The organism is Cohnella sp. 56, from assembly GCF_037963805.1.
In the GTDB taxonomy this organism is placed as follows: Bacteria; Bacillota; Bacilli; order Paenibacillales; family Paenibacillaceae; genus Cohnella.
In genome coordinates, this window is sequence record NZ_JAZDQE010000003.1 from 317,490 (window position 1) to 330,000 (window position 12,511).

The 12,511-nt window shown below is 62.2% G+C and carries 12 protein-coding genes; 6 read left to right on the forward strand and 6 right to left on the reverse strand.

The genetic code is table 11. The annotated features are described in order from the left end of the window. Positions 1–104: 104 nt before the first annotated feature. Positions 105–416 (forward strand): thioredoxin, encoded by a 312-nt coding sequence (gene trxA, locus VQ071_RS06915; RefSeq protein WP_340513164.1) that lies wholly within the window; start codon positions 105–107, stop codon positions 414–416. A 126-nt stretch (positions 417–542) separates the two neighbouring features. Here trxA and VQ071_RS06920 read toward each other — a convergent pair whose 3' ends face one another. Beyond that, complete coding sequence (locus tag VQ071_RS06920) at positions 543–1,226, reverse strand: LptM family lipoprotein (RefSeq protein WP_340513165.1); 684 nt, start codon at positions 1,224–1,226, stop codon at positions 543–545. Positions 1,227–1,754: 528 nt separating this feature from the next. On the opposite strand from VQ071_RS06920, the gene VQ071_RS06925 reads away from it, so the two are divergent. After that, positions 1,755–3,062, forward strand: coding sequence for a molybdopterin-dependent oxidoreductase (locus VQ071_RS06925; RefSeq protein ID WP_340513166.1), 1,308 nt, complete (start codon positions 1,755–1,757; stop codon positions 3,060–3,062). Positions 3,063–3,088: 26 nt separating this feature from the next. Here VQ071_RS06925 and VQ071_RS06930 read toward each other — a convergent pair whose 3' ends face one another. The 4 genes from VQ071_RS06930 to VQ071_RS06945 all read right to left on the reverse strand — a co-directional run bounded on the left by VQ071_RS06930 (position 3,089) and on the right by VQ071_RS06945 (position 7,086). Continuing rightward, positions 3,089–4,435 carry an ABC transporter substrate-binding protein gene (locus VQ071_RS06930; protein ID WP_340513167.1) on the reverse strand — a complete coding sequence of 449 codons (1,347 nt, stop codon included), beginning with the start codon at positions 4,433–4,435 and terminating at the stop codon, positions 3,089–3,091. Beyond that, positions 4,432–5,991: an ABC transporter substrate-binding protein gene (locus VQ071_RS06935; RefSeq protein WP_340513168.1), complete on the reverse strand. Its 1,560-nt coding sequence runs from the start codon at positions 5,989–5,991 to the stop codon at positions 4,432–4,434. The genes VQ071_RS06930 and VQ071_RS06935 overlap by 4 nt, the downstream gene beginning before the upstream one ends. Then, positions 5,988–6,608, reverse strand: a complete 621-nt coding sequence (locus VQ071_RS06940; protein ID WP_340513169.1) for an RNA polymerase sigma factor — start codon at positions 6,606–6,608, stop codon at positions 5,988–5,990. Before VQ071_RS06940 ends, VQ071_RS06935 begins: the two co-directional genes overlap by 4 nt. 334 nt (positions 6,609–6,942) lie before the next feature. Beyond that, on the reverse strand, positions 6,943–7,086 hold the full coding sequence (locus VQ071_RS06945) for a hypothetical protein (RefSeq protein WP_340513170.1): 144 nt from the start codon (positions 7,084–7,086) through the stop codon (positions 6,943–6,945). Between the two features lie 56 nt (positions 7,087–7,142). Between VQ071_RS06945 and VQ071_RS06950 the strand changes: the two genes are divergently transcribed. After that, complete coding sequence (locus tag VQ071_RS06950) at positions 7,143–8,129, forward strand: DUF6612 family protein (RefSeq protein ID WP_340513171.1); 987 nt, start codon at positions 7,143–7,145, stop codon at positions 8,127–8,129. 161 nt (positions 8,130–8,290) lie between these two features. Beyond that, positions 8,291–9,391, forward strand: coding sequence for a redox-regulated ATPase YchF (ychF, locus tag VQ071_RS06955; RefSeq protein ID WP_340513172.1), 1,101 nt, complete (start codon positions 8,291–8,293; stop codon positions 9,389–9,391). 704 nt (positions 9,392–10,095) lie between these two features. On the opposite strand, the gene VQ071_RS06960 is transcribed toward ychF, so the two are convergent. Next, complete coding sequence (locus tag VQ071_RS06960) at positions 10,096–10,524, reverse strand: MarR family winged helix-turn-helix transcriptional regulator (protein ID WP_340513173.1); 429 nt, start codon at positions 10,522–10,524, stop codon at positions 10,096–10,098. 159 nt (positions 10,525–10,683) lie between these two features. Between VQ071_RS06960 and VQ071_RS06965 the strand changes: the two genes are divergently transcribed. Both VQ071_RS06965 and VQ071_RS06970 read left to right on the forward strand, forming a co-directional pair. Further along, positions 10,684–11,139, forward strand: coding sequence for a CBS domain-containing protein (locus tag VQ071_RS06965; protein WP_340513174.1), 456 nt, complete (start codon positions 10,684–10,686; stop codon positions 11,137–11,139). A 77-nt stretch (positions 11,140–11,216) separates the two neighbouring features. Beyond that, positions 11,217–12,458: an MFS transporter gene (locus tag VQ071_RS06970; RefSeq protein WP_340513175.1), complete on the forward strand. Its 1,242-nt coding sequence runs from the start codon at positions 11,217–11,219 to the stop codon at positions 12,456–12,458. The last annotated feature ends 53 nt before the right edge of the window (positions 12,459–12,511 follow it).

Genomic DNA, 12,511 nt, shown 5'->3' on the forward strand with positions numbered 1-12,511 from the left:
CGCGCGAAGGATCGGATGGAGCGGACCGGAGCAACGTAGCTTCGTGACGATCATCATACAGATATACGTCAATATGACTTATAAACTTGAAGGAGTGGATTACGATGGCCGTAGTCGTAACGAAAGACAACTTTAACGAGACCGTAGGCGAGGGCGTATCCCTGCTGGATTTCTGGGCACCTTGGTGCGGACCTTGCAAGATGCAGCTGCCGATCGTAGAGGAGCTCTCGACCGAACTGCAGGGCACTGCGACGATCGCCAAGGTCAACGTCGACGAGCAGCCTGAACTGGCTTCCCAATTCGGCGTCATGAGCATCCCGACCTTGATCCTGTTCAAGGATGGCCAGCCGGTTGACAAGCTGGTCGGTCTGCAGAGCAAGGATTCGCTGAAGGCGAAGATTCAGAACCAGCTTTAATTTCCCGAGTATGTACAGAGCACCCGGTCCTAGCGGACGCGGGTGCTTTTTGCATGCCGGCGGCTGTCGGCTGAGAGACGACGAAGCCGCGCTATGGAGAGCGGATGACGTATCGGGTGTCGCGCACTAAATCGTCCATTGCGCGTGCGTGAGCGCGACCAGCCGCCATTCACCATCGCTCTGGACGAGCGTGACGATCAGGCTCTCCCAGTCCATGCCGCTCGTATCGTCCGATCCCGGGAAGTGGAATTCGACGAACGAGGAGCCGGGATAAATGTCCTGTCCGTTGTACACGGTATTGCCCTGGCCGATCAGCTTGCCCGCCGTGACGCTCGGAGCGCTGTCGAAGTCTTTGTCGTACACGAACTTGTCGTAGTAGTCGCGGAAGGTCAGTTCGATCGGTTCCCCGCTGCCGTCCGCCGTGCCCCAATTGACCTTATCCGTGCTCTTGAAGGACGGCAGCGAATCGGGTTTGAATAGTTGATCGCTCTCGGTCATTGCGGCATAGGGGGAAAAGCGAAGGCCCTGTTCGGGATCGATCCAGGAGGAGAGCCGCTTGAGATCGCGGTCGCGCAGCGCTTCGACGATATCCTTGGCTGCCGACAGCGCCGCTTCATTGCCGGCGGGGGCGACGGATGCCGTCGGCGATGCGGCCGGCGAAGCGGTAGAGGAAGTGGAAGTCGATGAAGCCGTGGCGGTGCCGGACGCGGATGGCGAGGCGTCGTTCCGGTCGGATGCGCCCGTACCGCAGCCGGCCAGCCAGACCACGGCGAGTAACGCCGTCAATTGCAGTAATATCCTGCGCATCATGATGCAAAACCTCCCGAAGATGTATGAATTTAAATCATTTTTAACTTTGTCGCTTAAGCATTAGACGCAGAAAATCGCCGGATGTTCCGGTGAACTTGAGATGATATACTGATTTTGAGGCGCAAAAACACAGCTCCGGTCGGTAGTACGGACGGGAGGCCAGCCGCTGCGCCGGGCTCCTCGGTAACCTTCCCCCCTCGGGATGTCCGGCGTCTCGCATCATGTCGAGCGGGGGTGTACGCTTGCAATTGACTGTATTCGGGGATGCGCGCTGCCGATTGTGGGCGGGCGTAGCCGAGGAGATATCGGGCGGGCAGGGCATGTCGTGCGCCATCTGTTCGGCACGGAGCCCGGAGACGCCGAGGTGTGCCGTCAGGAGGCAGGCGAGGCGCTTCTTGGCGGCCCGTTGTGCTGTATCGCGCAGCGGATCGGCCAGCTCGGCTCCGGGGCGGCGTTCGCTGCGGCGCTGGCGAATCATGTTGACGGAGGAAGTTGGGTACATATAAGAGAGGTGAAGGAGGGCGGCGTATGGCGGATCGGAAGAAGCAGAGCTTGGGCAAGCAGCTGGCGGAGCTCCACCGCTGGAACGCATGGCTCGTCGTGGCGCTGGCCGTCAGCGGGCTGATCCTGTCCTGGGGCGCGGCCAGAGGCTGGCTCGGCGAAGGTCGCGTATGGGTGAAGCAGCTTCATATTTATATCGGACTGATCACCGGCATTGTGCTAATCCTGTATGCGCCGCTGCTGAAGCGGCATCTGAAGCAGCTCCGCAACCGTCCCATGCAGCGGGGCAATCTGGCGTTCGTCGTGGTCCTGCTGCTCGGCTGGCTGGCGTCCGGCATCGTGCTCTGGCAGCTGCGGCATCTGCCGCCGAGGTGGGCGACGAACGCGCTGGCCGTACACGATCTGCTGACTTGGATCGGCCTGCCCTATGCGGCCTACCACTCGATCACGCGCATGCGCTGGGCCAAGCGGCCGCAGCGGCGCGCGATCCGGACGGACGACGAAGCGGAGGCCGCCCGGCCCGAGGCGGAGAGCGGCGGCCCGGATCGGCGCGAGCGCGGCGCGTATGCGACCGGCGCACGCGGCGGGCTGCACCCGGCCGCCGGACCGCAGCCCTGGATGACGCGCCGCCAGTTCATCCGCGGCGCCGTCGGCGTGGCGCTGGCCGCAGCCGTGCTGCCGTCATTTTTCCGCTGGCTGGGCGGGGGGCTGCTCGCGTCGCCCGGCTCCGGCAGCATCGCGGCGGACGAGACGGATGCGAACCGCATGCGGCCCGCGCCCGCGCCGCTGCCGGACTCCGTGCGTGTCGTCGGCGGCGGCGCGCAGGGCAACTTCCGTCTCTACACGGTGACGCCGCTGCCGCACTTCGAGTCGGAGACGTGGCGTTTCACGCTGGACGGCCTGGTCGACCGGCCGGCCACATGGACGTGGGCGCAGTTTCTGGCGCTCAAGCGCAAGGTTCAGGTCAGCGATTTTCACTGCGTGACGGGTTGGTCGGTGTACAACAATACATGGGAGGGCATCCCGCTCGCCCAATTGCTGGAGGCGGCGGGCGTGAAGCCCGGCGCGAAGTACGTGAAGTTCTATTCCGGGGACGGCGAGTATACCGACGCCCTGTCGCTCGAGCAGGCGCGGATGGAGGATGTGCTGGTCGCCGTGCTGCACGACGGCAAGCCGATCCACCGGGACTACGGCGGTCCGGTTCGTCTCATCGTGCCGGGCATGTACGCCTACAAGTCGGTCAAGTGGCTGGATCGGATCGAGCTGATCGACCGCCCCCATACCGGCTACTGGGAAGCGCGCGGCTACGACAACGACGCATGGGTGAAGGCGTGATCGCCTTCGCCCCATGCGTCGTCCGCTTATGATCCGGCAGTTTCCGCGTTGCTCCTGGTTGTCGCCTTCTGTTCGGCCAGCGCCTTCTGCATCAGTCTCTCGGCCTCGGGCTGGATCGCTTTGAACGCGGCGTCCGATGTCTCCTTGTCCGCCAGGACGCTTCGTATATGCCCGTTCACCAGCTCCGCGAACGAGGCGTCGAAGTCGCCCGGACCTTGATTGATGCCGTATCCAAGCTTGTCCAGCGAGTTGGTCGGCAGCGGCTCGTAAAATATCTTCAAGGCCGAATCCTGCTTCAGCGCCGGATAGTCCCGCTGCACGGGCAGACCGTCTGCGTTCAGGAGCCCCGCTCTCGCCCGGCCGACGCGCTCCGACATGAAGTACGAGATCGCCTCCCAGGCTTGCTCCGCATGTCCGGCCCCGGCAGGTATCGCGAACAGATTGAACATTTGAATCTCGCCTGCCCGGCCCGGCTCGCCCGAGCGGGCCGGCGGTGCGGTCATGCCCCAGCCGAACTTCGCCGTCTCCCGGAGGTTCGGATACAAGCTGTCGTAGTCGATAGTGAACGCGGCGTGGCCCTGCTGGAACAGATTGCCGTTGTCCATGCCTGCGGACTCCATCGTGAACACGCCGCGCTCATAGGCGCTCACGACCAGCTTGAACAGGCGCTCCCAGCCGGGCGAGTCGAAGGTGACCGTCCCGGATTGAAGATTGGCGTAGGCCAGCCCCTCGGTGCCGGCGACCTGTCGCAGGAGATCGAAGGGACTGCGCAACTGCGGGATAAAAAGTCCCGCAGTGTCCTTATCCCTGCGCGGGTCCTGCATGACCCGGCCGGCCAGCTCGAGCAATTGCTCCCAGCCGATGCTCTCCGAAGGATAGGGGACGCCAAGCTGGTCCAGAATGTCTTTGTTGTAATATAATGCGTTCGCGTGGAAGGAAGGACCGAGCGCATACAGCGATCCGCTTTCTCCGCGGAGATATTCCAGTACGCCGGGCGTCACCAGCTCGGTCAGCTTCGTCTTGGAGGAAGCCGCCCACCCGTCCATATTTTGCAGCTTGTCGGCACTTCGCAGCAAGCGATACTGCGCGCTATCCACAATCATCAGGTCCGGTTTTTCGTGATCGAGGAAGGCGCTCATCGTCGCTTGATCGTAGGACGTATAGCTGTTCTCCTGACTCATCGGCACGAACTTCACGTCCCAGTCGGGGAATCCGGTCTCGATAAAGTCGCGGTACCACAGATCGTAAATATAGTCGGAGCAGCAAGCCACTGTCAGCGTCTTGGATGCCTCGTGGGACGGTCCCCCTTTGACGCATCCTCCGACCGCCGTCAGCAGCAGCGCCAGTGCCGCAAGCGCGGCCAGCTTTTTCATGGCGTTTCCTCCCCCGACGCAGAGCCCCCGCCGGCAGGCTTGGCTTGCAGCGCCTGTTCGGCCTTGGTTTGCAGCTCCTTCAATAGTGCCGGCACGTCCAGGGTTCCGTCCGCCAGATCCTTCGTCCGATTGTATGCTTCGGTCCGCACGGCCGCGGCCAGACTGCTATAGACGGGGTCCGAATTGCGCTTCGCGGTGTCGAGTATCTGCACCGGGTCGACGGAAGCGCGGTAGAATACGGCGGAGCGGCTGTCGCCCGCTCCATCGTTCGCCGCCACGGTCGGCAGCGAGGAATTGCGCGTCAGTCTGATGTACCGCTCGGACTGCGACGGCGTCATAATATACTTCAGCAGCTCCCAGGCCGCGTCTGCGCTCGCGGACTTCGCCGGGATTGCGAGGATATAAGGAATCTCGAAGGCGCCGATCGCCTGATCCCGTTCCTTGTCCCGCGGCTGCGTCACGACGGCCCAGTCCGCCTCGAAGCCGGTTGCCGCAGGCGCGTCTTTCAGATTTTGCATATAAGAATTGCCCGCATACGTCATCGCGGCGCGGCCGTTCAGGAACGGGTCTTGCTTGAGCAGGTCATTCACATCGATGCCGCCCTCCCATTCGGGGTCCGGCACGTTATTGATCCAGCCCTCGCGATGACCGTCCGCCAGCTTCGTCCACAGGTCGAGCCAGCCTTTGGCATTCGCGGTCGCCTGATCGAGCCCGGCGTTCGCGAGGCGCAGGTTCTGGCTGTCGCCGATGGTCATAGCTTCGAAGCCCATGTTGGTGGAATAGCCGAAGCTGAGGCCGTAGACCGGCTTGCCTTCCTTCTTGATTCCCTGGAATCTCGCGGCCGTGTTCATCGCCTCTTCCCAGGTCATGCCGTCGGTCGGCTCGGGCACGCCGTTTTCCCGGAACAGATCGCGATTGTAATACAACGCGTAGCCGGCGAATTCCGGCGCGAATCCGTACAGCTCCCCGCCTCCGGCCTCGCGCAGGGTTTCTCTGACCGCCGTATTCCAGCTCTCGTCCGTCAGCTTGTCTCGTTTCATCCACGCGCCGAGCGGCTTCAGCAGGCCGTCGGCCGCCAGCTCGGACACGTACGCGAGCGGGATCTGCACCAGATCGGCATGGCTCTGCTGCAACTGCTCCCGATACCGGTCGATCCCGACCGACGAATTCGCGACTCCCGTCCCGGCGCCCGGATAGGCGGAGTACTCGAATCTCACGGCAGGGTGACGGATGATGAAGGGCTGCCCGTACATCGTCATGAACGTGCTGTTGTCCCAGAACATAATATTCAGCGTCGTCGTCTCCGTCTCGCTGATGACCGGCTTGGCCGTCTCCTTGGGCGTCAGCAGATTCGTCAGATCGCCTCTGAAGACGACCGCCCCCGCGATCAGCAATGCGACGATTGCAGTAGCCGCGGCGCGTCTTCTGCGCCTGGCGCGTCGTTCCAGCATTTTGATGCGCTCCTTTACGCTTTTCATCGTATGGCTGCCGAAGCCGCCGGAGCCGAGCGGCAGGTCGGACAGCGTGCGTTGCCAGCGATCACGTTCGCTTTTCATGATCTACCGCTCCTCTCCTCGTCGTCTTCGTGGTCTTGCTCGAACTGCTTGTTCATCATCGCGCGTGCTCTGTGAATGCGGGACTTGACCGTGCCCTCCGACACCTGCAGCAAGCTGGCGATCTCGGCCATGCTGAGGCCGTGATGCACCTGGAGCAACAGACTCTCGCGAAGCTTGCGGGGCAGCAGCATGACCGTCCGCCATATCTCGCGCTGTCGGTGAGAGCCCAGCCACTCGTTCTCGGCGGACATCTGCGTCTCTCTGTGCGGCATCACGGCGGGCAGGCGGATACGTTTGTACCAGCTCGATTTGAAGTAGTCCAGTGCGGTGTTGCGCGTTATCTTCAACAGCCAGGAGCGGGCGCCCGCTTCCCCGCGGAGCGTATGCAGGTTCTGATACGCCTTGACGAATACGTCCTGCGCGATATCCTCGGCCGTGTCCCGTTTGCCCGTCATAAAGAAAGCGTAGTTCCAGACGTCTCTGCCGTAAGTGAGCATGAGCTCCTCCAGCACGGCGTCGCGATCGATGCCTTCGGTCATATGCTTCAAATAATCGTGCGTCATCGCAGCCACCCCACTATGTACCGACGAACGCTCCGAGCGGGAGCGTTTATTCATAATATCCGTTTCATCGTAATCTTCCGGCGGCGCTCAGGGAAGAGCGTTCCGTCAAGACTGCATCCATGACGATTGCAACTCCTTTGTCCGTTTCTCGTGCGGCCGGCACGTCTAATGAACGACTGGCGCGGTCAAAAGTTCCCTTTTTCTTCATGCGGGCTGCGGGCGGGCCGCGCTTCGGTTGTCGAAGCGTCGGGGGTATGGTACGGTAGAGGAATCTTTTTTGGAGGAAAAACAAACAGAGCGGCATGGCCGCCCTGCGGTAATTATAGCGTAGAAGCAGGCTGACGGTGCGTGGACATCTGTGCGGAGAGGGGAGAGCCGGCGTTTTGGCTCAGTCGGTTTTTTTCTTTTTTTGCGGCACCGGAGCGACCGACTTGGTGTTCTCCAGCGTGTCGTTCACGAACGCCATATCCTGATTTTTCGCGTGCATGTCCGTCGTGCCTTTGTAGTTGCCCTTGCGGCTTTCGTTTTCCATTGTTCACTCCTCCTTCGCACATTAGGTTATCCGAATCAAAGGGGCTGTTATCCATCATGCTGCGTACACGCCGATTTATGAACGCCCTGCTCGTCGCGGCTGCCGTCGCGCTGCCCGCGGCTGCCTGCAGCGATGCCTCCACCGGCGCAGGCGGCTCGCCGACACCAGGGGCATCGGCCTCGTCCGCGCGTGCAGCATCGCCGACCGCCGGCGCTGCGCCCGCCCTGTCCGAGCCGGCACGCGAAGCGGTACGGCAGCTCGAAGAAGCCGGGCGGGCGATGAGCGCCGTCGGCCGCTACGCCTTCACCCTGCATCTGGTGCAGAAGCTGAGCGGCGGCAGCGCGGCCGCATCCGTCTTCGAGGTGACGAACACCGGCAAGGTCGAGCGGTCGCCCCTCAAGCTCGACCAGACGATCGACAGCGTTCAGGACGGCGACAAGTCCACGCTGCGTGCGATTCTCGTCCCGGATGCCTATTACGTCTACGATCCATCCTTTGAAGAATGGGGCAAGCTGCCCCGGGAGCAGGCTGCCGACATCGCGAGGACGCTGTCCGAATATCAGACCGATCCTGCGCGGGCGCTGACTTCCGCGGCGGCGCTGGGTTCCGGGCTCGCATCCGCGAGCGAGGGCGGCCGCGTCGTCGTCAGCTACGAAGGAGCGGGGCCCGGGGCGCTCGCATTTCTGAAGCATATCCTTGAAGGCACGCTCGATCTCGGCAGTCTGGACGCCGAGGTGCAGGACAGCATCCGGCTGCGTTCCCTGACCGCGAGCTTCACGCTGGACGCAGCTTCGCATCTGCCGCTCGCCTACCGCGTGGCGTCGGACATGACGATCGAGTACGAGCGAGGCTCGCCGTCCGTGCTGAGCCAAGTGTTCGAGGGCACCTACGGCAAGCACGACGCGACCGAGGCGATCGCCGTGCCCAAGGCCGCGCTCGAAGCGCCGGAGCTCGATCCGCCGATCGACGATCCGGAGGCGAGCGAAGGCGACATCGGGAGCCTGGACGATCTGGAGGGGCTGGACGGGCTGGAGTCGAATTGAGGGCAGGGAAGGGCCATCGGCTTCGAAGGATGGGGGCTCCTGGTGGTGGACGCAGGTCCGGGCCTTCCGGTATAATGTCTGGAGTATAATCGAACCGTTGACGGCCGTCCGGCGCTACTCGCGTCGTCTGGGGGCCGCACGAAGTCAGGAGTGTATAGCGAATGCCGCTGTCCTGCGGAATCGTCGGCCTGCCCAATGTCGGCAAGTCGACTTTATTCAATGCCATTACCCAAGCGGGGGCCGAGATGGCCAACTATCCGTTCTGTACGATCGACCCGAACGTCGGCGTCGTCGAAGTGCCGGACGAGCGCCTGCAGAAGCTCGCCGACATCGTCACGCCGAACCGGATCGTGCCGACTGCATTTGAGTTCGTCGATATTGCGGGTCTGGTCAAGGGCGCGAGCCGCGGCGAGGGCCTCGGCAACAAGTTCCTCGCCAATATCCGCGAAGTGGACGCCATCGTACATGTCGTGCGCTGCTTCGTCGACGAGAATATCACCCACGTATCGGGCAAGATCGATCCGATCAACGATATCGAGGTCATCAACCTGGAGCTGATCCTGGCCGACATCGACTCGGTGGAGAAGCGCATGGACCGTTCCCGCAAGAACATGAAGGGCGGGGACAAGAAGTACGCGCAGGAGGTCGAGCTGCTCGAGCGCATCCACGCCGCGCTGCTCGAGGAGAAGCCGGTCCGCAGCGTCGAGCTGACGGACGAAGAGCGCCTGCTCGTGCGCGATCTGCACCTGCTGACGATCAAGCCGGTGCTGTACGCGGCCAATGTGAGCGAGGGCGAGGCGGCGAACGCCGACGCCAACGAGTATGTGCAGCGCGTCCGCGAATTCGCGGCGGCCGAGGGCTCCGAGGTCGTGCCGATCAGCGCGCGCGTCGAGTCCGAGATCGCGGAGCTGGAGGGCGAGGACCGCGACATGTTCCTCGAGGAGCTGGGACTGTCCGAGTCCGGCCTCGATCGGCTCATCCGTGCGGCGTACAAGCTGCTCGGCCTGTATACGTACTTCACGGCCGGCGTGCAGGAAGTGCGCGCCTGGACGATCCGCAAGGGCACCAAGGCGCCGCAGGCCGCGGCCGTCATCCATACCGACTTCGAGCGCGGCTTCATCCGGGCCGAAGTCGTGTCGTACGAGGACCTTGTCGCAGCCGGCTCCATGAACGCCGCCAAGGAGAAGGGGCAGCTCCGCCTCGAAGGCAAAGAATACGTCGTCGCCGACGGCGATGTCATGCATTTCCGCTTCAACGTATAGCTAGCCGCCTCGCTCAGCGCGACACGGCCGATGACCCCGGGCATCTGTTGCCCGGGTTTTTTCTGTGCAGATACACGATACTACCGTATAACGCGGCTCATGGAGACACACTTTCCCCGAGATACACGATACTGCCGCACAACGCGCCACTTGGAGGCGCGAATGCCCCGAGTTATGCGATACTGCCGCACAACGCACCACTTGGAGGCGCGAATGCCCCGAGTTATGCGATACTGCCGCACAACGAGCCACTTGGAGGCGCGAATGCCCCGAGTTATGCGATGCTGCCGCACAACGCGCCACTTGGAGGCGCAAATGCCCCGAGTTATGCGATACTGCCGCACAACGCGCCACTTGGAGACGCGAATGCCCCGAGTTATGCGATACTGCCGCACAACGAGCCACTTGGAGGCGCGAATGCCCCGAGTTATGCGATGCTGCCGCACAACGCGCCACTTGGAGGCGCGAATGTCTCGAGTTATGCGATACTGCCGCACAACGAGCCACTTGGAGACGCGAATGCCCCGAGTTATGCGATACTGCCGCACAACGAGCCGCTGTCCTCCACCCCTCACTCCAATACTTCTACTACTCCTAAGCCTCGTACGCCAAATAAGCCGGGCAGGCTGATCCTGACCGGCTCTCTGAAGAGGGATGTGCCGCCCAATAACTTTCCAGGCTTTTGAATACAATATCGAGAAACGCTAGTCGTCCAGGTACGTACGATTGAACTTGGCCAGCAGCTCGCCGAGCCGCACGCGTTCTTCCTCCGTCCAGTCCTTCAGCAGCAGGTCGATCCGTTCTTGGCGCTGGCGCTTGGATTCCTCCAACGAACGCAGGCCTTCTTCCGTCAAGCGGTAAAAGGAAGCTCTCCCGTCGTCCGGGTCTGGCGTTTTGTAGACGTAGCCCTTTTGCTCGAGCGCGCTCGTCTGTCTGCTGACGGTGGAGATGTCGAGATGAAACTCCTCTGCGAGCGCCTTGACGCCGACGGAGCCATGGGACTGGATCTGACCGAGCAGCAAATAAGCGGAGCGGTCGAGCTGCCCGAACTTGCCGCTGGTCGAGATGGAGGTGAGTCGGCGAGTCAAGAGCGCGATCTCGAACTCGATGCTGATTTGCGATTCCTTATCCACGATTCCACCCGCCCTTGCTGCATTCTGTTTCCCATCGTACCACATGAGGCCTGCTTTTCAAGCATCCGCCAAGCATTGCAAGATTGACAATTTTCATAGTAGTTGTATAATACACTTATAATTATAGTTTTGCAATACAACTAAATTGGAGGGGCTCTCATGCAGGCGCACGAGATTATGATCAAGCAAGTGTACAAGGTCAAAGAGAGCGAGACCGTGCGGCAGGTGATCCGGAGATTCATCGAATACCGCATCAGCGGCATGCCGGTGGTCAACGATCGCAACGAGATCGTCGGCTACGTCAGCGACGGCGATGTCATGCGCTACATCGGCAAGCACGAGGACCGGTACGTCGACTTTTTCTACGCCTCCATCCTGATCCAAGGGGATAACGAGCAGTTCGAGGAGCGGGCGCGCAGATTGCTGGATCTCAACGTCATGTCGATCGCCAAGACCAAGGTCGTCAAGGCGGCGTGGGACGACGAGGTCGAAGAGATCGCCGCCGTTCTGGGCAAGAAGCAGATCAAAAAGGTGCCCGTCGAGCGTGATGGCGTCCTCGTCGGCATCATCAGCCGCGGCAACGTCGTTCGCCACGCGTTCGAGAATTTGCTCTGAGCCGAGCTTGCGCCAGATTCACGCCAGATTCGTGCCAGTGACTACATCTCATATATAAAAAGGAGCAGAATATCCTCATGTCTTCTACAACCAATGCTTCCGCCGGATCGCCTCTGGCGCCGGAGGAGAGCTTGCTTAAGCAGCCGCGCGCCGTATGGGCGGTCGGCTTCGCATGCGTCATCGCCTTCATGGGCATCGGGCTCGTCGATCCGATCCTCCCGTCCATCGCCATTCAGCTGCACGCGTCGCCCAGCGAAGTGTCGCTGCTGTTCACGAGCTACAATGCCGTCATGGCGGTCATGATGCTCATCACCGGCGTCATTCAGGCGCGTCTGGGCATGAAGGGCACATTGCTCGCGGGCATCGTCATCATTGCCTTGTTCGCGGGACTCGGCGGCGCGTCGCACGGCATCTGGGCGCTGATCGGGCTGCGCGGGGGCTGGGGCCTCGGCAACTCGTTGTTCGTCGCCACCTCGCTCACGGCGATTGTCACCTTGTCCACGGCGGGAGTAGCCAGGGCGATCATCCTGTACGAGGCCGCGATCGGCCTCGGCATCTCGGTCGGCCCGCTCATCGGCGGCGAGCTCGGCTCCATCTCCTGGAGAGGACCGTTCTTCGGCGTCGCCGCGCTGATGGTCATCGCATTCCTCAGTCTGGCCATCACGATGCCGAAGGCCCAGAAGCCTGCTGCCTCGGCCCCCCGGAAGAAGGCATCGCTCGCCGACCCGTTCCGCGCGCTGAAGCATCGCTCGCTGTTGATCTTCGGTCTGGGCGCGTGTCTGTACAACTTCGGCTTTTTTACGCTGCTGGCGTATGCGCCGCTGGTACTGTTCGACTACTTCGGCTACGACGCGCACGGCTTGGGCTATATCTTCCTGGGCTGGGGCATCCTGCTCGCCGTCACGTCCGTCTTCATGGCGCCCGTGCTGCAGCGCAAGTTCGGCACGCTCAAGTCGATGTACGCCATGCTGACGCTGTTCGGCCTCACGCTGCTGGCGATGGGCATCTGGACGACGACGGAGTGGGTCGTCGTCGGTGCGATCGTATTCGCCGGCGCCCTGCTCGGCAACAACAATACGCTCATCACGACAGCCGTCATGAACGCCGCGCCCGTCGAGCGCTCGACGGCCTCCGCCGCGTACAGCTTCCTCCGGTTCATCGGCGGCGCGATCGCGCCGTACTTCGCCGGCAAGCTGGCGGAGTGGTACAATCCGCATGTGCCGTTTGTGGTAGGCGGCGCATTCGTGCTGGCAGCCGTCGTCGTCATCATGCTGAATGGACGCCATCTGCTTCACGTCGATCGCGCCGGCGCGCACTGATCTTCTCATCGCGGCAGCCGTCCCCCCGTTGTCAGGGAGGACGGCTGCCGTCG